The organism is Lysinibacillus boronitolerans JCM 21713 = 10a = NBRC 103108 (assembly GCF_000772935.1).
Lineage (GTDB): Bacteria > Bacillota > Bacilli > Bacillales_A > Planococcaceae > Lysinibacillus > Lysinibacillus boronitolerans.
Window position 1 is genome coordinate 108,837 of sequence record NZ_JPVR01000071.1, and the last position, 22,072, is coordinate 130,908.

A 22,072-nucleotide genomic window follows, 5' to 3' on the forward strand; every position below is an offset into this window, starting at 1 on the left:
AGGAAACAGTATGTCAAATGCAGTTTTAGATATTAAGGATAAACCGACCCCGCTCCAGCTTGTGACATTAAGTTTCCAGCATATGTTTGCGATGTTTGGTTCAACGATTTTAGTACCACAGTTAGTAGGTCTTAGTCCAGCGATTGCCCTTTTAACAAGCGGAATTGCTACATTATTCTTCCTATTAATTACGAAATTTCAGGTACCCGCTTATTTAGGATCATCTTTCGCCTTTATTGCACCAATTTTACTTGCTGCAGGTGGTTTAAATGAAGACGGTTCAAGTGTAAACCCAGGCAATGCCATGATCGGTGCCATGGCTGTCGGCATTACGTACGGAATTGTATCCTTAATTATTTGGAAAAGTGGTTATAAGTGGATTATGAAAATCTTGCCACCGATTGTGGTAGGCCCAGTAATTATGGTAATTGGGCTTGGACTTTCTGGTACGGCTGTGAATATGGCGATGAATGTCAATGGAGAGTATAGCTTTTTACACTTCTCAGCTGCTTTAGTGACGGTCTTTACAGCTATCATCTTTACGATTTTCTTTAAAGGAATTTTAAGCACTATGCCAATTTTGATGGGTCTAATTGTAGGATACATTTACTCCATGATGATCGACATAGTAGACTATACACCGATTGCTAAAGCAAAATTCTTCGCAATGCCTGATTTCTTACTACCAGGTGTGCATTATGAGTTTGAAATAACAACAAAAATTCTACTTATCATGGTGCCAATCGTAATTGTAACAATTTCGGAACATATTGGTCATCAACTAGTATTAGGAAAAGTAGTAGATCGGGATTATATTAAAGAGCCAGGACTACACCGTTCGCTACTAGGTGACGGGCTTGGTACATTTGTGAGTGCTTTAATCGGAGGTCCTCCGAAAACAACGTATGGTGAAAATATTGGTGTACTAGCCATTACTCGAGTATACAGTATCTATGTTATTGCAGGGGCAGCAGTGGTTGCTATCTTACTATCATTCTTCGGGAAAGCAATGGCCGTAATTGCAACGATTCCAACCGCAGTACTTGGTGGAGTTTCCATCTTACTCTTCGGAATTATCGCAGCAAGTGGCTTACGTATGCTAGTAGATAATCATATTGATTTTGGTAACAGTCGTAACCTAGTAATTGCTTCAGTAATTTTAGTCATTGGTATTGGTGGTGCCAAGTTTGTAATCTCAGAATCATTGAGTGTGGAAGGAATGGCACTAGCAGCGATTATCGGTGTGCTATTAAATGCGATTCTACCAGGTAAAAAAGAAGCTGATATACCCGTACAATACAATCAAAATAAAGATTCATAGTAGTACCTTTTAATGAATTGTCCAGAGAGGCAAAAAAAGGGAAGTTGTGGACAGGCTGAAGTAGGATGTATGTCTTGCTGTAGTTTGTCACGCCTCCTCATGCCTCGTTGATGACATCAACGAGGCTTTTACTTTATATACAGAGGACGTCATACATAGACGTTCACGATTCACAACCTAATGGAGGTCACATGATGAAGAACTTATTATCGATGGAACATTTAACAACAGAAGAGATTAACCAAATCCTAGATCTTGCGCAAGCATTTGAAAATGGTGAAACATCATCGTTATCTCGAACATACAAAGTTGCCAATCTATTCTTTGAACCAAGTACTCGTACAAAAACAAGCTTTGAAATGGCAGAATACAAAATTGGCTGTCATGTTATTCCTTTTGATGCAGGGTTTTCGAGTGTTACGAAAGGGGAAACGATGTACGATACTGTCAAAACGTTAGAAATGATTGGTTTAGATGCTGTCATCATTCGAGCGTCAGAAGATGAGTATTACAATGAGCTGCTGGATGGTATTAATGTAGCGATTATTAATGCAGGGGACGGTGCTGGACAGCACCCTTCACAATCCTTATTGGATCTTTATACCATCAAAAAAGAGTTTGGCTATTTCGAGGGGTTGAATGTCACAATTGCTGGAGATATCTCACATAGTCGAGTAGCGAAATCAAATGCAACAGCATTACAAAATTTAGGGGCAAATGTTCATTTCCTTTGTCCGGAAGAATGGTCTGGCGGTTTTGAAGCGCACCATTCATGGGATAATCTGATCGAAATAAGTGATGTCATTATGTTACTACGTGTGCAACATGAACGTCATAAGGTAAATAAAAGCTTCTCAAAGGAAGGTTACCATCAAGAGTTTGGTTTAACAATTGAACGAGAAAAGCAAATGAAAGAATCAGCCATTATCATGCATCCAGCACCCGTCAATCGTGATGTCGAAATTGCTTCTGAGTTAGTCGAGTGTGATCGCTCTCGAATTTTTGAACAAGTGCGGAACGGTGTTTACACACGGATGGCTATTATGGAAACCATTTTAAAGGGGAGAGAATAACATGACAAAGGTACTTCAAAATGTACAAATGCTAGATGAACAAGGTGAATTGAAGACAGTCAATATTGCAATGGCAGACGGAAAGATTACGGCTATTGGTCAGGATGTAACTGTAGCAGGTGCAGAACTGATTGAAGGACATGGTTTAATCGTGGCACCAGGCTTTATCGATGTTCATACACATTTACGAGAGCCAGGATTTGAGCATAAGGAAACCATTGCAACAGGTTCGGCATCAGCAGCAAAAGGTGGCTTTACAACAATTTGCGCAATGCCTAATACAAAGCCAGTACCTGATTCAGTTGAAAACATGCAGCTCATCAATGGGCTCATTAAGGACAGCGCTGTTATTCGAGTACTCCCATATGGTTCCCTAACAAAGGATATATCGGGTGAGGTTCGAACAAATATCGAAGAATTAAAAGCACATGGAGCAGTAGCATTCTCAGATGATGGTGTTGGCATTCAGCTAGCCTCTACGATGTATGAGCAAATGAAAGATGCAGCCCAGCACGATATGGTCGTTGTAGCACATTGCGAGGACAACTCATTAATCTATGATGGTGTGATGCACGAAGGAAAGCGTAATAAAGAGCTTGGCCTTCCAGGAATACCTTCCATTTGTGAATCCGTACAAATTGCTCGAGATGTACTACTTGCAGAAGCAGCAGGCGCTCGTTACCATGTTTGTCACGTATCGACGAAAGAATCTGTGCGTGCGGTAAGAGATGCAAAGGCTGCAGGAATCCGTGTCACAGCAGAAGTTTGTCCACATCATTTATTACTAGAAGAGATGGATATTCCATCTGATGATGCGAATTGGAAAATGAATCCACCATTACGCGCAGCGGATGATAAAGATTCTCTACATGCAGCACTACTTGATGGCACAATCGACTGCATTGCAACAGATCATGCGCCACACACAGTAGAAGAAAAATGCTGCGGTATGGTTGGCGCACCATTTGGTATTGTAGGTTTCGAAACAGCTTTCCCACTACTTTATACACAGTTTGTAGAAACAGGAAAGTGGACGTTAAAACAATTAGTTGATTGGATGACAGTGAAAGCAGCTGAGATTTTTGATCTGCCATATGGCACATTAGAAGTGGGTGCTTCAGCTGATATGATTTTAATTGATATTCAAAAAGAACAAACAATTGATGCAGAAGGCTTTGTATCAAAAGGTCGTAATACACCATTCAATGGCTGGGTGGCAAAGGGTTGGCCAGTACTAACGATTTTTGAAGGCAATATCGTATATCAGGAGGCAGAGTAATGAAAAAACGTTTACTAGTTTTAGAAGATGGCACAGTATTTACAGGTACAGCATTTGGTAGCGAGCGCGCTTCACAAGGTGAGGTTGTATTCACAACAGGGATGACAGGTTATCAGGAAACAATTTCAGATCCTTCATTCTATGGACAAATTGTCACTTTAACTTATCCTTTAGTTGGTAATTACGGCATTAACCGTGATGACTTTGAATCGATTACGCCAGCCATTCGTGGATTTGTTGTGCGTGAATTAGCTAAAAATCCTTCAAATTTCCGCTGTGATTTAACTTTAGATGATTATTTGACATCAAAGGATATCCCAGGAATTGAAGGGATTGATACACGAAAATTAACACGTATTATTCGTAGTAAAGGTTCCGTAAAAGCGATTTTGACAGCTGCTGATGAAGAAGTAAATGTGGATGAAATTGTGGCACAATTACAAGCAACGCCAGCCATTACGCACCATGTTCGTGAAGTATCACCAAAAGCGGCCTACCCATCTCCAGGACGTGGTAAACGAGTTGTCCTAATAGATTATGGTATGAAGCATGGGATTTTACGTGAATTAAACAAACGTGATTGTGATGTGCTAGTAGTACCTTATAATACGTCAGCTAAGGAAATTTTAGCTTGGCATCCAGATGGCATCATGCTGTCGAATGGACCAGGAAATCCTGAAGATGTTCAGGAAGGCATTGAAACAGTACGTAACTTAATTGGGAAAGTGCCAATGTTCGGTATTTGTTTAGGCCATCAAATCTTTTCTTTAGCAAGTGGTGCGAAAGCCTTTAAATTACCGTTTGGACACCGTGGTGGTAACCATCCAGTAAAAGATTTACGCACAGGTCGTACAGATTTAACATCTCAGAACCATGGCTATGCCATCGATATCGAATCATTGAAAGATACTGATTTAGAATTAACACATATCGCGTTAAATGATGGAACATGTGAAGGTGTGCGTCATAAAAAATATCCAATTTTCACAGTGCAATATCACCCAGAAGCATCACCAGGTCCAGAAGATTCAAACCACTTATTTGATGAATTCATCGAAATGATGGAAGTAGAAGCAGGGAAGGGGAAACAACATGCCTAAACGTACAGATATTGAAACTATTTTAGTAATCGGCTCAGGCCCAATTGTTATCGGACAAGCAGCAGAATTTGACTATGCAGGAACACAAGCATGTCTTTCATTAAAAGAAGAGGGCTACCGCGTTATTTTAATCAATTCAAACCCTGCTACAATCATGACAGATACAGAAATTGCAGACAAAGTCTATATTGAGCCAATTTCTCTTGATTTTGTATCACGTATATTACGTAAAGAACGCCCAGACGCGATTTTACCAACACTTGGTGGTCAAACGGGCCTAAATATGGCGATCGAATTAGACAAATCAGGTATTCTAGATGAGCTTGGGATTGAAATTCTTGGTACTAAATTAGATGCCATCCATAAAGCAGAGGACCGTGATTTATTCCGTAATCTAATGTATGAGCTAGGAGCTCCAGTTCCTGAATCTGATATTATTCATAACTTAGATGAAGCAAAAAGATTTGTTGCGAAAATTGGCTATCCTGTTATTGTTCGACCTGCCTTTACACTTGGCGGTACAGGGGGCGGTATTTGCTACAACGATCAAGACTTAGAAGAGATTGTGACATCGGGTTTAAAATATTCACCTGTAACGCAATGTCTATTAGAGAAATCAATCGCAGGCTATAAAGAGATTGAATACGAAGTAATGCGTGATGCAGCTGACAATGCCATCGTTGTATGTAACATGGAAAACGTTGACCCAGTAGGGATTCATACAGGTGACTCAATCGTTGTTGCACCAACGCAAACACTATCTGATCGCGAAAACCAAATGCTACGTAATATTTCACTCGATATTATTCGCGCATTAAAAATTGAAGGTGGCTGTAATGTACAGCTTGCACTTGATCCATATAGCTTTAATTACTATGTGATTGAAGTAAATCCACGTGTCTCTCGTTCATCTGCATTAGCATCAAAAGCAACAGGTTATCCAATTGCTAAGCTAGCCGCTAAAATTGCAGTAGGCTTAACGTTAGATGAAATTAAGAACCCTGTAACAGGCTCAACATATGCTTGTTTTGAGCCTGCACTGGACTATATCGTAGCAAAAATTCCTCGCTGGCCATTCGATAAATTCGAATCTGCTAAACGTAATCTTGGTACGCAAATGAAAGCGACTGGTGAAGTAATGGCGTTAGGTCGTACTTTTGAGGAAGCTATGCTAAAAGCGGTTCGTTCTCTTGAGACAGGTCAAGTACATTTAGAGTTAAAACATGCTGAGGAAAATTCAGATTCTTGGATTGAAAAACGTATTCGCAAGGCTGGGGATGAACGTCTATTCTTCATCGGTGAAGCTTTACGTCGAGGTGTAACAATTGAACAAATTCATGAATGGTCAGCAATCGATCTATTCTTCTTAAATAAATTTAAAAATATTGTGGATATGGAACAAACGCTTGCAGACAATAAGAATGACAAAGACATACTACGAACAGCTAAACGTTTAGGCTTTGCAGATAAGAAAATTGCTGAGCTTTGGGAAACAACACCAGAAGAACTATATACTTATCGTAAAGAGCATGGTATTATGCCAGTCTATAAAATGGTGGATACATGTGCAGCAGAATTTGAATCAGAAACACCATATTTCTATGGCACATATGAAGACGAAAATGAATCGATTAAGTCAGAAAAACCTTCTGTTGTGGTACTTGGTTCAGGTCCAATCCGTATCGGGCAAGGGGTAGAATTTGACTATGCCACTGTACACTCAGTATGGGCGATTCAAGAAGCGGGTTATGAAGCAATCATCATCAACTCAAATCCAGAAACGGTGTCAACAGACTTCTCAATTTCCGATAAGTTATACTTTGAACCATTAACAATTGAGGACGTTATGCATATTATCGACTTAGAACAACCAATTGGTGTTGTTGTTCAATTTGGTGGTCAAACGGCTATCAACCTTGCTGATAAATTAGCTGCTAATGGCGTGAAAATCCTAGGTACATCTCTTGAGGATATTGACCGTGCAGAAAACCGAGATAAATTTGAGCAGGCGCTACGTGAATTAGATATTCCACAACCTCAAGGAGAAACAGCGGTTTCTACAGAGGAAGCTCTTGCCATTGGTGAGCGTCTAGGCTTCCCAGTGCTTGTTCGCCCTTCATATGTACTTGGTGGACGTGCAATGGAAATTGTTTATAACCAAGAAGAATTACAGCACTATATGGAAAATGCGGTAGAGGCATCTCCAGATCATCCAGTTTTAGTAGACCGTTACTTAACAGGTCAGGAAATTGAAGTAGATGCTATCTGTGACGGTGAGAATGTGTTAATTCCAGGAATTATGGAGCATATCGAGCGTGCAGGAGTTCACTCTGGTGACTCAATCTCTGTTTACCCACCGCAAAAATTAACACAGGCACAAAAAGATACATTAGTTGACTATACAACTCGTCTTGCGAAGGGGCTAGGCATCATCGGCTTAATGAACATTCAATATGTTATTTCACAAAACGAAGTATTTGTCATCGAGGTGAACCCACGTTCATCACGTACAGTACCGTTCCTAAGTAAGATTACAAATATTCCAATGGCTAATATTGCAACAAAAGCAATCCTTGGCAAATCCATTGTAGAGCAAGGCTATCCAACAGGCTTAGCAGCGGAGCAAAAAGGCGTATTTGTAAAAGTACCAGTGTTCTCATTCGCTAAATTACGTCGTGTAGACATTACATTGGGACCTGAAATGAAATCTACTGGTGAAGTAATGGGGAAAGATGCAACATTAGAAAAAGCTCTTTATAAAGGCTTAGTTGCAGCAGGTATGGAAATACGAACAGAAGGTACAGTATTATTCACTGTGTCTGATAAAGATAAAGAAGAAGCGATTGCATTAGCAAAACGCTTCTCAACAGTAGGCTATCGCATTGTAGCAACTGAAGGTACAGCAAAAGCATTTGAAGCAGCAGGCGTACGAACTGATGTAGTAGGCAAGATTGGGGCGAAAGGACAAACATTGATTGACCTTATCCAAAATGGGGAAGCTCAGCTTGTTGTCAATACATTAACAAAAGGCAAGCAACCAGCTCGTGACGGCTTCCGAATTCGTCGTGAGTCTGTAGAAAATGGTGTTCCTTGTCTAACATCTTTAGATACAGCAGAAGCAATGGTACGTGTTATCGAATCTATGACATTTACAGCAGAACAAATGCCAAAAGCGGAGGTAGTACACTAATATGATACGTCAAGAGAAAATGACGGTCGTCTCTCAAAAGCAAATTGCGACAAACATTTTCGAACTGACACTTCATGGTGAACTGGTTCAGGAGATGACTCCTGGCCAGTTTGTCCATGTAAAGGTGTCGGATTCACTGGAGCCGCTTTTACGTCGACCAATTAGTATTGCAAATATTGATCAAGACAACAATGAATTTACGATGATTTATCGTGCCGAGGGGCGCGGTACGAAAGTGTTAGCGACGAATCGTGAGGGGCAACAAGTCGATGTACTTGGCCCAATAGGGAATGGCTTTCCAGTAGATGCAGTTCAGGAAGGAGACACGGCGCTATTAGTTGGTGGTGGTATTGGTGTACCTCCATTATATGAGCTAGCCAAGCAATTGAATGCTCGTGGTGTGAAAACAATCCATGTCCTAGGCTTCCAAACAGAGGATGTCTGCTTTTATGAGGATGAATTTAGTGCACTTGGTGAAACGCATTATGTTACGGTGGATGGCTCGAAAGGTACAAAAGGCTTTGTAACAACGGTTTTAGAGTCGCGTGCTCCTGAATTTGATGTTTTTTATTCCTGTGGCCCCTTACCAATGTTAAGAGCATTAGAAGGCTATTACCCTGAAAAAGAGGGCTATTTATCATTTGAAGAACGTATGGGCTGTGGGATTGGAGCTTGCTTTGCATGTGTATGCAAAACAACGGATCAAGTTGAAAAAGACTATGTTAAAGTTTGCTCTGATGGTCCAGTTTTCCCGAAAGGAACGGTGGCACTATGAGTCGTTTAGCAATTCAAATACCAGGCTTAGATTTAAAAAACCCTATTATGCCAGCCTCAGGTTGCTTTGGCTTTGGTCGTGAATATGCACAGCTTTATGATTTGTCTAATCTAGGCGCTATCATGATTAAGGCAACAACGGTCGAAACGCGTGCGGGTAACCCTACGCCTCGTGTTGCCGAAACAGCAGCAGGGATGTTAAATGCCATTGGTCTACAAAATCCAGGCATTGAAAAAGTGATGAATGAGGAATTAAAATTTTTAGAGGGTTTTGATGTGCCTATCATCGCCAATGTCGCTGGAACAGAGACAGCAGATTATGTAGAAGTAGCACGCCGTATTTCAACAGCACCAAATGTTAAAGCGCTGGAGCTGAATATTTCTTGCCCTAATGTGAAATGTGGTGGTATTCAATTTGGAACAGATCCTGCTACAGCCCGTGAGCTTGTAAAGGCAGTAAAGGCTGTGTCAGAAGTGCCAGTCTATGTGAAGCTATCACCAAACGTGACGAACATCGTTGATATTGCCCTAGCTGTTGAAGCAGGTGGAGCAGATGGTATTACGATGATTAATACATTGGTTGGTATGCGATTAGACGAGCGTACAGGTAAGCCAGTCATTGCTAATGGCACAGGTGGACTATCTGGTCCTGCTGTAAAACCTGTAGCAATACGAATGGTTTATGAGGTATACAAGGCCGTCAATATTCCGATAATTGGTATGGGCGGTGTAACAGAAGCGCAGGATGTCATTGATTTTATGTCTGCAGGTGCTTCAGCTGTAGCAGTAGGAACAGCTAACTTTGTTGACCATTTCGTTTGTCCGAACATTATTGAAGAATTACCAGCAAAGCTGGATGCATTAGGTGTAGAACATATAACAGAGATTATTGGAAGGAGCCATCGTTGATGAATACGAAACCTATACTAGCTCTAGATTTTCCAGGAGAAAAAGAAGTATTCGATTTTCTTAAAAAGTTCGATGAGCCTCTTTTCGTGAAAATTGGAATGGAATTATATATGCAAGAAGGACCTGATATCGTACGCAAAGTAAAGGATTTAGGTCATGATATTTTCCTTGATTTAAAATTACATGATATCCCAAATACAGTAGGCTCTGCGATGAAGGGTCTAGCAAAATTAGGGGTAGATTTAGTTAATGTCCATGCTGCAGGCGGACGTCCTATGATGGAAGCTGCTCTAGAAGGACTTGAAGCGGGAACGCCATTAGGCAAAGTACGTCCTGCACTAATAGCCGTTACTCAATTAACATCCACAACAGAAGAACAAATGCAAGCAGAGCAAAAAATTGCTCTTTCATTGCAAGAGTCTGTCCTACACTACGCAGGGCTCACAAAGGAAGCTGGCTTACAAGGTGTTGTTTGCTCTGTCCATGAGGCTAAGGCGATTGCTGAGGCGTGTGGAGATGAATTTCTACGTGTCACACCTGGAATTCGTTTAGCTGGCGGTGCTGCACACGATCAAAAACGTATAGCAACACCTGATGGGGCAAAGCGTGATGGTTCATCACTCATCGTTGTTGGCCGTGCTGTAACAGGTGCACAGGATCCAGTAGCAGCGTATAAAATCGTAAGTGAATTATGGGAGGCATAAATTATGACATTACAAAATGAAATTGCACACGCTATGTTAAAAGTTGGGGCTGTAGAATTAAATCCTACAGAGCTATTTACATGGGCATCTGGTATTAAATCACCTATATACTGTGATACACGTTTAACCATTTCCGATCCAGTTATTCGAAAACAATTAGCAAATGGTTTAGCCTCTGTCATCAAAGAGAACTTCGGTGCGACAGAAATTGTAGCAGGAACAGCTACAGCAGGTATCCCACATGCAGCATGGGTAAGTGATATTTTAGAATTACCAATGGTTTATGTACGCTCGAAAGCGAAGGAGCATGGTCGTGGCAATCAAATTGAAGGAAAATACGCAGCAGGACAAAAAGTAGTGGTTGTGGAGGATATCGTCTCTACAGGTGGCTCTTCCATTACAGCAGTAGAAGCATTGCGTGCAGCAGGCTGTGAGGTGCTTGGCGTTGTATGTGTTTACACATATAATCTTCCACGTGCTGAGCAAGCGTTTGATGAGGCTGGCATCCAATACGTATCGTTAACAAATTTTGATTATCTCATTGAAGCAGCAAATGAATCAGGGGCTATCAAAGAAGAAGATATCCCATTCTTAAAAGAGTGGCATGGAAAATTAAAAGCTGGAGAGCTATAATTAGAAATCTTGTAAAAGTAGTAGTAAAACATAGAGTTACTGGAATATAAAAGAGAGCAAATGCATAGAAACAACTATCGATATTTTTGTTGATAGTTGTTTTTTTGTGTTTTTCATCGTAGTCAAAGGAAAATAAACTTTATTAACTTTTAAGAGAAGTATGGTCTATAGATTAAAGATATTGTAAAAATAATTTATTTTTCTAATGTAATATAAAATACTTTATTTGTTTAGCACTTTAATAAATAAAATTATTCATTAATAATAATTAGGAAAATTTAGTATCATTCTATGAATTAAATAAACAATAAAAATCCTTTTATAATCATGTTTTCCAAATAAAAGTAAATTTTAACGTAGTATGAATAGGTCAATTGAGTAGGTTGTTATTATTTTAGTAAAATAAAAAAATGATACTTTAGGCAAATAAAGTTAAAAATGAACAAATGTTCAGTATGGCAAAACCTAAAGCATCTAATTTAAAATGGTATAGTTGTATGGATTATTTTGTATGTAATATTATGAGAATTGTAAAAATTCACTTGATTAAATGTATTATTTCCAGATAAAATAGCATTACGCCTAATTGTCAGAATATTATATACTGATCCAGTTACTATTACATTTGGAAAATAGGGTCAATTTTATGTAAGGAAGATGTTCTTTTTAAAATTTGATGTTTTTTTTAGCTAATATAATTTTGAAATAGGTTTAACACCTTATGATCTAATTTTTCGGAATATTGGATCTTATGAGGGAATCCAAAAGCTAATTTCTTTTTACATCTTTTACTTAAAGAATACATTTTAGACATATGTTTCTGTTGCTTACATAAAGGATGTAGTGATTTTTAGTAAAAAAATTAAAGGTGTGATATTAAATGAGCTTAATGTTAGAAGTGAAAAACCTTAAAACTGGTTTTGATATAGATGGGGAGATTTATCATGCTGTTGATGATGTTTCTTTTTCAGTCAAATCAGGTCAAATTATTGGGGTAGTTGGGGAATCTGGATGTGGAAAAAGTGTCATGTCCCTTTCAGTTATGCAGCTTCTTCCAAAAGGGATTGGTAAAATTACAGGCGGAGAAATTAAGTTTGAAGGCAAAAACATCGAAAATTATTCTAGCGATGACATGAATAAGATTAGAGGAAAAGATATCAGTATGATTTTCCAAGAACCCATGACATCATTAAATCCCGTTTTTACAATTGGTTCACAAATACAAGAGATTATCTTAAATCACTCTAAAATCTCAAAGGCAGAGGCTAAAAGTAAAGCAATAGACTTATTAAAACAAGTTGGCATACCGAGAGCGGATCAAATTGTTGATGAGTATCCACACCAATTATCTGGTGGTATGAGACAAAGGGTTATGATTGCCATTGCCATTGCATGTCAACCTAAACTATTAATTGCAGATGAACCTACTACGGCTCTTGATGTGACGGTACAAGCTCAAATCCTAGATCTATTAAAGACAATTCAAGCAAAGAATGATATGTCCATCGTGCTTATTACACATGATTTAGGTGTCGTAGCCGAAATGTGTGATGAAGTAATTATCATGTATGCAGGGAAAATTGTAGAAAGAACAAATGTAGATAATTTGTTCCACAACCCTCAGCATCCTTATACAAAGCTATTAATGGCTTCTATACCAAGAATCGATGAAGAAGTTGAAAAGTTAACAACCATTCAAGGGATTGTACCTTCGTTAAAAAATATGCCCCAAATAGGTTGCCGTTTTGTGGATAGATGTCCTTCGGCTATGCCTGACTGTAGCAAGGTTACGCCACAACTTTCCTTCATAGGCGAGGGACATGAGGTATCATGTTTACTTTACGAAAGTTGTGATACAAGAAAGGGTGTGAGCTGACAGTATGAATGAAACAATCGTAAAACAAGAAAAGAATAACTTATTAGAAATTATTGATTTGAAGACATATTACCCAATCAAAGGTGGCTTTTTAAGGCATACTGTCGGTCATGTGAAAGCAGTGGATAATATTTCTTTTACCATTAAAAATGGCGAGACATTAGGGCTAGTGGGAGAATCGGGTTGTGGAAAATCGACAACTGGACGCACAATTTTAAGATTATTAGACGCAACGGATGGAAAAATTATCTTTGATGGTAAAGATATTACAAACCTGAGAGGGAAATCTTTAAGGGATATACGAAAAGATATTCAGATGGTGTTCCAGGATCCATACGCCTCATTAAACCCGATGCAAATGGTAGGGAGCATTGTTGCAGAGCCAATTATGAATTTCAGTAATAAATCATTGAAATCATTAAAAGGCGAGGTAATGGAGCTATTAAGAAAAGTAGGCTTACCTGAAGATGCCTATTATAAATATGCTCATGAGTTCTCAGGTGGTCAGCGCCAGCGTATTGGTATTGCTCGGGCACTTGCACTTAGACCAAAGCTTATTATAGCAGATGAGCCTGTTTCAGCCTTAGATGTATCAGTACAATCACAAGTTCTTAATTTATTAAAAGAACTACAGGATGAGTTTGATCTAACATTCCTGTTTATTGCACATGATTTAAGTGTGGTCAAGCATATGAGCGATCGAATTGGCGTGATGTATCTAGGAAATATTGTAGAAATAGCTGATAAGGAACATATTTACGATGAGCCATTACATCCTTATACACAAGCGTTGATCTCTGCAATACCAGTGCCAGATCCGAGAAAGAAAAATAGTCGCATTGTTTTAGAGGGAGATATACCGAGTCCTGCTAATCCACCATCAGGCTGTCCATTCCATCCAAGATGTCCAAAGGCAATGGCAGAATGTTCATTATCTAAGCCAGCTTTAAAGGAGGTGAAGTCAGGGCATAGTGTTGCTTGTCATTTATATTAAAAACTAAAACGGAAAATAGTTATTGACAAAAATAAAATTACGGGGGGAAAAAAATGAAAAAATCAGCAATATGGTCATTTATGCTATTGCTAGTTATGGCATTATTTCTAGCTGCATGTAATAATGACGCATCAAAAACAGAGAAGGAAAATGAAAAGGATACAAGCGGGGATACAACGGCAACAACAGATAAACCTTCTACAGAGGGTGGAATCGTAACATTTGGTACAGATGTTGCACCTGAGGGCGTATATGATCCAGCTTATTCAGGTAGTATTGTAGATAGCTATATTCAAAATTTCACAACAGAAGGTATCTATGATGTAAATGATAACTTAGAATATGTTCCTAACTTAGCTTCTTGGGAAATTAGTGAAGATAAATTAACATATACATTTACATTCCAAAAGGGTGTAAAGTGGCATAATGGTGAAGAGTTAACAGTTGACGACTGGGTATTTGCATTAGAGACTCTAGCAGACCCTGATTATGCTGGACCTCGTTTTAATTATGCAGAAGGTATTAAAGGGGCAAAAGCTAAAAAAGAAGGCAAAGCTGATAAAATTGAAGGTATTGAAGTGGTAGATCCACATACAGTAAAAATTACTTTTGAACAAGTGAAAATTAATAATTTAGAACAACTTTGGCAGTATCCAATGCCGAAAAAACATTATGAAGGCATTGCGGTAAAAGATTTAGAGGAATCAAAACAGGTTCGTGAAAATCCTGTTGGCTTAGGGCCTTTTAAAGTGAAAAAGGTTGTAGATGGAGAATATTCTGAATTAGAGCGTTTTGATGATTACTGGAAGGGCAAACCACAGCTTGATGGTGTTATTGTAAAAGTAATCGACCCATCACTAGCAACTGGTGCATTCCAAAACGGAGAAATTGATATTATGGATATTAGACCACAATCCGTAAAAGAATTAGAAGCTTTAGGCAATGTACGTATTGAAGAAACTAATGGTGTGGGCTATTCATACATCGGACTTCGTTTTGGCCACCGTGATAAAGCGGCGTTAAAAAATGTGGCAGATTTTGATAAATTTAATGCAAAAGAATTACGTCAAGCATTATTATATGCAATTAACCGTCCAGCAATGATCGATGCTTTCTTAGAAGGAAAAGCAACAGTTGCCAATACTGTGATTCCAACTACTTTCTGGACTGCTGCACCAGAGTCAGAATTAAATCAATATGAATTCAACCCAGAAAAGGCAAAAGAGCTATTAGCAGCTGCTGGCTATGTTGATAAAGATGGTGATGGTTTTGTCGAAGATCCAAAGGGACAACCATTTAAAATTTCATTTGGACACTATGCAGGTTCAGCAGCATTTGAAGGACGTGCACAAGCAATTGTACAATCTTGGAATGATATTGGTGTAAAAACAGAATTAGCGACAGGTAGTTTAATTGAGTTTAACTTATATAATGATATGAAAGACAATGATGATGCAGCATTAGAAGCATTCTTTGGTGCTTGGAGTATGGGTTCTGATCCAGATCCATCAGGATTATGGGGCAATGATGCAGAGTGGAACTATGGTCGTTGGGTAGATCCGAAAAACCAAGAATTATTAGATAAAGGCTTAAGTGAAGAAGCATTTGACAAAGACAAACGTATGGCAACATATGTTGAATGGCAAAAATACTTCAACGAAGAATTACCTGCACTTCCTTTATGGGAAAACTTAGATTTATATGGTATAAATAATCGTTTACAAGGTGTTCATGTTAACGCTGTTGGCTTCCAAACGGATGTTTATAAATGGCATATTAAAGAATAAGCTTTTCTGTATTTTAATTCTTGCTAACTAAGTCCTTAAAAAGAGGACTTAGTTAGTAAATTTGTAGATAAGGAGACGTTACATGCTTCAATATACACTTCGACGATTACTTGGCATGATCCCATTGTTACTCCTTATTTCGTTGGTGGTATTCTTTTTAGCGAAAATGATGCCAGGAGATGCATTTGCTGGTGAAATTGATCCTTCTAATACGAATCCACAATACATCGAAGAAATGAGAGAAAAATTAGGTTATAACGATCCTATTATCCAGCAATATGGTAGATGGATTGTTAATTTTATGCAAGGGGATTTTGGTAAATCAACTGTTTATAAAAAACCAGCAGTAGAAATTATTGCGCAGCGTATACCTAATACCATATTTTTAGCTCTAACATCGTTAATTTTTACCTACATATTTGCATTTATTATGGGCATGTATGCTGGTAGAAAACCCTATACACTTGGGGACAATTTGATTGCAACGTATAATTATCTAGCTTTAGCCATTCCATCATTTGTTGCGGGAATTGTAGCTATTTACTTTTTCTCGTTCAAGTTAGGTTGGTTCCCATTTAACGGTTCTGTGGGCGTTGGGCTAGAGCCTGGAAATTTGGACTACTATATAAGTAGATTTCACCATGTTTTACTACCTGCGCTTATATTAGGATTAATGGGAACAGCATCCTATACACAATTTTTGCGAAATGACATTATTGAAAATAGTAGAAAAGATTTTGTAAGAACTGCAAGAGCAAAGGGAACAAAAGAATCGAAAATTTATAACAAACATATTTTACGAAATTCTATTATTCCTCTTATTACATTCCTTGGGTTTGATATTGCGACATTAATTAGTGGTGCGGTAATAACAGAAACAATCTTTACTTATCCTGGAATAGGTGCTCTCTTCCTTGAATCTGTTGGAAGAAGGGATTATGCAGTCATGATGTCGATCACAATGTTACTTTCGTTTTTAACACTTTTTGGGAATTTAGTAGCGGATTTATTATATGGTGTAGTAGATCCACGTATTAGATTGGATTAAGGAGGGGGAAATATGACATTGGTAACAGATCAAGAAGTTTTAACGCCAAAATCGCCAAAGAAAAGCCCCTCGCCATGGGTAATTGCGAGACGAAAGTTCTTTAAAAATAAACTAGCCTTGATTAGCCTTATATTTCTACTGTTCGTTATTATCTTATCGTTTTTAGCACCATATATTACAACGAAAGATATTGTTCGAGTTGATTTTACCCAAATAAGTAAACCACCATCTAGTGAAAACTGGTTAGGAACAGATACAAATGGTCGAGATGTGTTTACAAGAATGCTCTATGCTGGTCGATCGTCCTTAACAGTAGGATTAAGCTGTATGTTCTTTATTGTTTTAATTGGAACTACAGTCGGTGCCATTTCAGGGTACTTTGGCGGAAAAATAGATCAAATACTCATGAGATTTACAGATTTTATCTTAATGTTTCCATTTATGATTTTTGTCATTGTTTTAAATCAAATTCTAATTGGAAAAGTATCTGGTCTATGGACTTTGATTTTTGTTATCTCGCTGTTAATGTGGGGATCTGTTGCAAGGATTGTACGAAGTAGGGTGCTTGCTGAAAAGGAAAATGAGTATATATTAGCAGCTCAATCAATTGGCTGTAAATCATCAAAGATCATTATCAGGCATTTACTACCTAATGTTGCTTCGACGATTATTGTACAAGCAACGTTGCTGATGGCTGTAACAATCGTTGCTGAATCGGGTTTAAGCTTTTTAGGGTTGGGTGTACCAGCAGATACACCAAGTTGGGGAAATATGCTGTCCGAAGCTAGAAACTCAGAGGTATTAAAGGAGAAGCTTTGGATGTGGGTGCCTCCTGCGACAGCTATTACACTAGTAATTTTGTCCATTAATTTTATCGGAGAAGGATTAAAGGATGCATTAAATCCAAAATCTAGAAGGTAATCATAAAATGGATATCTAATATGTAACAAGAAAATAGGGCACCTTTAAATGTAAAAGTAATCACATTTAAAGGTGCCGAATTTTATAAAGGATAATCGTTTAATACATAGTAATATTGATTGTCATTACAAAATAGAGACTTGAAAAGAATGTTTTGAGAGCAACTATTATGGTCTAATCACACAAGGCTTTGGACTGTGGCATGGACCTGGATAGGCAGATGCTGTAGAAGAACCAACACTAATTAATAAGATTGTAAAACAACATGTAGCAAGAAGAAGTTTCATACTTTTTTTCATTGGAATACACTCCTTTATTTGTGTTAACTCAATCATAATATATTCCCTAAATTATTTAAACTAATTTTACAAAAATGGTATTTATTAACTATATTTGAAAGAGTGAGGGGAATTATAGTCGTAAGTTTAGTTAGGTTTACACTGATGGGGATATTGGGTAATAAAGAAGTAAATTAAAAAACTCCCATCACAGTAGTTATACTGTCGACAGGAGTTATAGGTTTTATCGATTAGCAACCCAAGTTTTTACTAGATCAGCAGTACCATAAACATAATGCTGGTCACCAACTTCATGGTAAGTTGCACTTTCGTCAACCTCTGTATGCTTGTACTGAATACGTTGACGGCGCTTCTCTGACATTGGATCAGGAAGTGGGATAGCTGATAGTAAAGATTTTGTATACGGATGAACAGGGTGATTGTAGATATCATCTGCCTTACCGATTTCCATGATTTTACCACGGTACATTACAGCAATACGGTCACTGATGTATTTTACCATAGATAAGTCATGGGCAATGAAAAGATAGGTTAAGCCACGTTCTTTTTGTAGTTGTTTTAGTAAGTTAACAACTTGGGCTTGAATGGATACGTCTAGCGCAGAGATTGGCTCATCGGCAATGATAAACTTAGGATCTAAGCTTAATGCACGGGCAATCCCAATACGTTGACGTTGACCACCTGAGAATTCGTGTGCGTAACGATTCGCGTGCTCTTTGTTTAAACCAACAGCTTCAAGTAACTCTTGGATTTTCGCACGACGTTCCTTTTTATCCTTGTATAGGCCATGAATATCAAAGGCTTCACCAATGATCTCCCCAGCTGTCATACGAGGGTTTAAAGAAGCATAAGGATCTTGGAAAATCATTTGCATTTGACGGTTAAATTTCTTTAACTCATTTTTCGATTTTTTTCCATGGACATTTTCACCATCGAAAACAATCTCACCGCCTGTAATATCATATAATCGAATGATTGAACGACCAGTTGTTGACTTACCACAACCTGATTCACCCACAAGACCAAGTGTTTCACCTTCGTAAACATCGAAGCTGATACCATCTACAGCTTTGATAGGATTACTTGGCGAACCAAAATGCTGCTTTAAATTTTTGATTTCAAGAATTTTTTTCGCACCAGTTTTAGTCATTTTCTTGTGCCTCCTTTGCTAAATACCCTTCAATACGTTTAGCAACCGCATCTGGAAGAGGAATCTTTGGTGCATCAGGATGCAACAACCAAGTCTTTGCAAAATGAGTTTCACTTACTTGGAACATTGGTGGCTCTTGTTCATAATCAATCGCCATAGCATACTCGTTACGAGCTGCAAATGCATCACCCTTAGGTGGATTCGTAAGATCCGGCGGTGAGCCTGGAATCGTACGTAATAGCTCATCAGTATCATTATCTAAATCAGGCATTGAACCAAGTAGACCCCATGTGTAAGGATGCTTTGGATTATAGAAAATATCATTTACAGTACCGTATTCTACGATTTGGCCAGCGTACATTACTGCTACACGGTCAGCGATATTCGCCACTACACCTAAATCGTGTGTAATGAAAATGATAGATGTTTTCGAGTTTTTCTGAATTTCTTTCATTAATTCTAAAATTTGCGCTTGAATTGTTACGTCTAGAGCTGTTGTTGGCTCATCGGCAATTAGTAGCTTAGGATCAGCTGCAAGGGCAATGGCAATAACAACACGTTGACGCATACCACCTGAAAACTCATGTGGGTATTGGTTGTAGCGTTTTTCAGGGAAGGGGATACCTACCTGTGTTAAAAGCTCAATCGCACGTTTTTTTGCTTCGTCTTTAGAAACTTTTTTGTGTTGCAAAATTACTTCAGTTATTTGACGTCCGACCTTCATCGTTGGATTCAAACTTGTCATTGGATCTTGGAAAATCATAGCAATTTCATTTCCGCGTACTTTAGACATTTCTTTATCAGTTAATGGAACTAAATCACGGCCATTGAATAAAATTTGTCCTGACTCATAAATACCAGGTGGCTGGGGAATTAGTTTCATTAGCGCATTACTCGTAACACTTTTACCAGAACCAGATTCACCTACTATAGCGAGTGTTTCACCCTCCTTTAAATCAAAGTTAACACCACGTACAGCACGGACAAGCCCTGCATAAGTTTTAAAATTAATTCTTAAATCTTTTACTTCTAGAATTTTTTTACTCATTTCGGCCACCTCCTTATTTACGTAGTTTTGGATCTAGAGCATCACGTAAGCCGTCACCAACTGCGTTAAACGCAAAGATTGTTAGTGAAATAAATACTGCTGGGAAAATCAAACGCCATGGAGCATTGGCAATGGCTTTATTTCCTTCAGAGGCCATTGTACCCCAAGAAGCTGTTGGAGCAGGAACCCCAAGACCTAGGTAACTTAGGAATGATTCAGTGAAAATAGCAGATGGAATTGTTAACGTCATCGTTACTAAAATTGCACCAAGAGCATTCGGAACTAAATGTTTAATGATTAAATGGCCTGTACTAGCACCTAATGTACGAGCAGCAAGAACATATTCTTGGTTTTTAATAGATAATACTTCCCCACGAACGATACGTGCCATGTTTATCCATCCAGTGATAGAAAGGGCAATAATCATTGGGATTAAACCAGGTTGCATAACAACTAATAGTACGATTACAACTAATAGATAAGGTACTGCTGTTAAAACGTCTGCAATACGCATCATGATGTTATCGACACGACCACCTGCTAAACCAGAAATACTTCCCCAAATAACACCGATAATTAAGTCAATAATCGCTGCAGCAATTCCGATAAATAGGGAAATACGAGCGCCTTCCCAAATACGAACGAAAATATCACGACCAAGATCATCCGTTCCAAACCAAAATTGAGCAGATGGTGGTGCATTGTAAACACCTAGCTGATCACTTGCTTTGTATTGAGAAAAAATTGGTACAAACGTAGCCATTAAAATAACAATGATTAAAATAATTATCCCAATGATGGCCATTTTGTTATGAGAGAAACGGAGAAATACTTCTTTCCAAAAGGAGACTGATTTATCAGCTAATTTTTCCGTTGCTTCATGATTTCCACCAACAATTTTAAACTTATCTTTTTCAATTTGTTGCTGTGTCATTATTTTTTCGCTCCTTTCAGTTTAATACGCGGATCAATCACACTATAAAGAATATCAACGATTAATACCGCAAATAAAAGGATGATAGAGTAGAACACTGTCGTACCCATAATGACTGTATAGTCACGGTTTGTAATACTTTGAACGAAGTGTTTACCAAGTCCAGGAATAGCGAAAATTTGCTCAACAATGAAACTACCTGTTACAACACCAGCTGTTAATGGACCAAGGTATGTTACGACTGGTAGAAGGGCATTTCGTAAAGTATGTCGGAATACGATCGTCCATTTTCCTATCCCTTTTGCACGAGCCATTTTTACATAGTCACTATTGTTTTGCTCAAGCATACTTGAACGTGTTAACTTTGCGATAAAGCCCATGTGTGAGAAAGCGATTGCAAAGGCAGGTAATATACTATAAACAAAGCCTTTCCATCCACTAATAGGGAACCAACCTAACTTATAGGCTAAGAAATACTGCATTAAACCAGCTAAGATAAATGAAGGTACTGATATAAATAGCACCGCAAAGGACGTTGCCAAATAATCCGGGAACTTATTATGATATAGCGCGGAAACTACGCCAATTAAAATACCCAATCCAACTGCAAGTAGCATAGCCTCAATCCCTAATGTTAAAGAAACAGGGAAACTTTCAGAAATCATATCATTTGTAGAACGCGCTTTATATTTCATTGACTCACCGAAATTGAAAGTGGCCGTATCGATTAAATAATCTTTATATTGTATATACCAAGGGTTATTTAATCCATACGTTTCGTTTAACTTCTCCTCGATTTGAGGTGGGAAATTACGTTCACTCGCGAAAGGACTACCAGGAGCGAGACGCATTAAGAAAAACGTAACCGTTACGATGACGAAAAGCGCGAGAAGTATATACATCAGCCTTTTCAAAATATATTTAATCACATAAAACTCCTCCTTCTATTTGTCAATTTTCAGACAAATAAATGCCTTCGTATTTTAAAAAGAGCTGACTCGCGCCGTAGTGGCTACGAGGCAGCTCTTGCTG

General features: G+C 38.3%; 18 protein-coding genes. 14 read left to right on the forward strand and 4 right to left on the reverse strand.

What is annotated here, in order from left to right:
• Positions 1-10: 10 nt before the first annotated feature.
• The 14 genes from CD31_RS09525 (at position 11) to opp4C (ending at position 17,609) form a co-directional block, all read left to right on the forward strand.
• Positions 11-1,321, forward strand: coding sequence for a uracil-xanthine permease family protein (locus CD31_RS09525; RefSeq protein WP_036077150.1), 1,311 nt, complete (start codon positions 11-13; stop codon positions 1,319-1,321).
• Between the two features lie 194 nt (positions 1,322-1,515).
• Positions 1,516-2,394 (forward strand): aspartate carbamoyltransferase catalytic subunit, encoded by an 879-nt coding sequence (locus tag CD31_RS09530; RefSeq protein ID WP_016994252.1) that lies wholly within the window; start codon positions 1,516-1,518, stop codon positions 2,392-2,394.
• A gap of 1 nt (position 2,395) precedes the next feature.
• Positions 2,396-3,673: a dihydroorotase gene (locus CD31_RS09535; RefSeq protein WP_036077153.1), complete on the forward strand. Its 1,278-nt coding sequence runs from the start codon at positions 2,396-2,398 to the stop codon at positions 3,671-3,673.
• A complete protein-coding gene (gene carA / locus CD31_RS09540; protein ID WP_036077154.1) occupies positions 3,673-4,773 on the forward strand; it encodes a glutamine-hydrolyzing carbamoyl-phosphate synthase small subunit in 1,101 nt (366 codons plus the stop codon). The genes CD31_RS09535 and carA overlap by 1 nt, the downstream gene beginning before the upstream one ends.
• Positions 4,766-7,963: a carbamoyl-phosphate synthase large subunit gene (carB, locus tag CD31_RS09545; RefSeq protein WP_036077156.1), complete on the forward strand. Its 3,198-nt coding sequence runs from the start codon at positions 4,766-4,768 to the stop codon at positions 7,961-7,963. Before carA ends, carB begins: the two co-directional genes overlap by 8 nt.
• 1 nt (position 7,964) lies before the next feature.
• A complete protein-coding gene (locus CD31_RS09550) occupies positions 7,965-8,738 on the forward strand; it encodes a dihydroorotate dehydrogenase electron transfer subunit (protein WP_036077158.1) in 774 nt (257 codons plus the stop codon).
• Complete coding sequence (locus CD31_RS09555) at positions 8,735-9,646, forward strand: dihydroorotate dehydrogenase (RefSeq protein ID WP_016994261.1); 912 nt, start codon at positions 8,735-8,737, stop codon at positions 9,644-9,646. Before CD31_RS09550 ends, CD31_RS09555 begins: the two co-directional genes overlap by 4 nt.
• Complete coding sequence (pyrF, locus tag CD31_RS09560; protein ID WP_036077160.1) at positions 9,646-10,350, forward strand: orotidine-5'-phosphate decarboxylase; 705 nt, start codon at positions 9,646-9,648, stop codon at positions 10,348-10,350. The genes CD31_RS09555 and pyrF overlap by 1 nt, the downstream gene beginning before the upstream one ends.
• Positions 10,351-10,353: 3 nt before the next feature.
• The gene (gene pyrE / locus CD31_RS09565; RefSeq protein ID WP_016994265.1) at positions 10,354-10,983 is read left to right on the forward strand and encodes an orotate phosphoribosyltransferase; all 630 of its coding nucleotides are present in this window, start codon (positions 10,354-10,356) and stop codon (positions 10,981-10,983) included.
• A gap of 880 nt (positions 10,984-11,863) precedes the next feature.
• The gene (locus tag CD31_RS09570) at positions 11,864-12,859 is read left to right on the forward strand and encodes an ABC transporter ATP-binding protein (protein WP_036077163.1); all 996 of its coding nucleotides are present in this window, start codon (positions 11,864-11,866) and stop codon (positions 12,857-12,859) included.
• A gap of 4 nt (positions 12,860-12,863) precedes the next feature.
• A complete protein-coding gene (locus CD31_RS09575; RefSeq protein ID WP_016994267.1) occupies positions 12,864-13,853 on the forward strand; it encodes an ABC transporter ATP-binding protein in 990 nt (329 codons plus the stop codon).
• Positions 13,854-13,906: 53 nt separating this feature from the next.
• Complete coding sequence (opp4A, locus tag CD31_RS09580) at positions 13,907-15,640, forward strand: oligopeptide ABC transporter substrate-binding protein (RefSeq protein ID WP_036077165.1); 1,734 nt, start codon at positions 13,907-13,909, stop codon at positions 15,638-15,640.
• Between the two features lie 82 nt (positions 15,641-15,722).
• Positions 15,723-16,688, forward strand: a complete 966-nt coding sequence (opp4B, locus tag CD31_RS09585) for an oligopeptide ABC transporter permease (protein WP_036077167.1) — start codon at positions 15,723-15,725, stop codon at positions 16,686-16,688.
• Between the two features lie 12 nt (positions 16,689-16,700).
• Entirely contained in the window at positions 16,701-17,609 is a 909-nt protein-coding gene (opp4C, locus tag CD31_RS09590; RefSeq protein WP_036077169.1) for an oligopeptide ABC transporter permease, read from the forward strand.
• 522 nt (positions 17,610-18,131) lie between these two features.
• On the opposite strand, the gene CD31_RS09595 is transcribed toward opp4C, so the two are convergent.
• Genes CD31_RS09595 through CD31_RS09610 form a run of 4 tightly spaced genes read right to left on the reverse strand, consistent with a single transcriptional unit; the run spans position 18,132 to position 21,969 of the window.
• Complete coding sequence (locus CD31_RS09595) at positions 18,132-19,058, reverse strand: ABC transporter ATP-binding protein (RefSeq protein WP_016994275.1); 927 nt, start codon at positions 19,056-19,058, stop codon at positions 18,132-18,134.
• Entirely contained in the window at positions 19,051-20,106 is a 1,056-nt protein-coding gene (locus CD31_RS09600; RefSeq protein ID WP_036077171.1) for an ABC transporter ATP-binding protein, read from the reverse strand. Before CD31_RS09600 ends, CD31_RS09595 begins: the two co-directional genes overlap by 8 nt.
• Positions 20,107-20,119: 13 nt before the next feature.
• Positions 20,120-21,040 (reverse strand): ABC transporter permease, encoded by a 921-nt coding sequence (locus CD31_RS09605; protein WP_016994277.1) that lies wholly within the window; start codon positions 21,038-21,040, stop codon positions 20,120-20,122.
• Entirely contained in the window at positions 21,040-21,969 is a 930-nt protein-coding gene (locus CD31_RS09610) for an ABC transporter permease (protein WP_016994279.1), read from the reverse strand. The genes CD31_RS09605 and CD31_RS09610 overlap by 1 nt, the downstream gene beginning before the upstream one ends.
• Positions 21,970-22,072: the final 103 nt, after the last annotated feature.

Coding starts and splice junctions, on each gene's coding strand:
- CD31_RS09525 (WP_036077150.1), top strand. CDS start 11: ATGTCAAATGCAGTTTTAGATATTAAGGATAAACCGACCCCGCTCCAG.
- CD31_RS09530 (WP_016994252.1), top strand. CDS start 1,516: ATGAAGAACTTATTATCGATGGAACATTTAACAACAGAAGAGATTAAC.
- CD31_RS09535 (WP_036077153.1), top strand. CDS start 2,396: ATGACAAAGGTACTTCAAAATGTACAAATGCTAGATGAACAAGGTGAA.
- carA (WP_036077154.1), top strand. CDS start 3,673: ATGAAAAAACGTTTACTAGTTTTAGAAGATGGCACAGTATTTACAGGT.
- carB (WP_036077156.1), top strand. CDS start 4,766: ATGCCTAAACGTACAGATATTGAAACTATTTTAGTAATCGGCTCAGGC.
- CD31_RS09550 (WP_036077158.1), top strand. CDS start 7,965: ATGATACGTCAAGAGAAAATGACGGTCGTCTCTCAAAAGCAAATTGCG.
- CD31_RS09555 (WP_016994261.1), top strand. CDS start 8,735: ATGAGTCGTTTAGCAATTCAAATACCAGGCTTAGATTTAAAAAACCCT.
- pyrF (WP_036077160.1), top strand. CDS start 9,646: ATGAATACGAAACCTATACTAGCTCTAGATTTTCCAGGAGAAAAAGAA.
- pyrE (WP_016994265.1), top strand. CDS start 10,354: ATGACATTACAAAATGAAATTGCACACGCTATGTTAAAAGTTGGGGCT.
- CD31_RS09570 (WP_036077163.1), top strand. CDS start 11,864: ATGAGCTTAATGTTAGAAGTGAAAAACCTTAAAACTGGTTTTGATATA.
- CD31_RS09575 (WP_016994267.1), top strand. CDS start 12,864: ATGAATGAAACAATCGTAAAACAAGAAAAGAATAACTTATTAGAAATT.
- opp4A (WP_036077165.1), top strand. CDS start 13,907: ATGAAAAAATCAGCAATATGGTCATTTATGCTATTGCTAGTTATGGCA.
- opp4B (WP_036077167.1), top strand. CDS start 15,723: ATGCTTCAATATACACTTCGACGATTACTTGGCATGATCCCATTGTTA.
- opp4C (WP_036077169.1), top strand. CDS start 16,701: ATGACATTGGTAACAGATCAAGAAGTTTTAACGCCAAAATCGCCAAAG.
- CD31_RS09595 (WP_016994275.1), bottom strand. CDS start 19,058: ATGACTAAAACTGGTGCGAAAAAAATTCTTGAAATCAAAAATTTAAAG.
- CD31_RS09600 (WP_036077171.1), bottom strand. CDS start 20,106: ATGAGTAAAAAAATTCTAGAAGTAAAAGATTTAAGAATTAATTTTAAA.
- CD31_RS09605 (WP_016994277.1), bottom strand. CDS start 21,040: ATGACACAGCAACAAATTGAAAAAGATAAGTTTAAAATTGTTGGTGGA.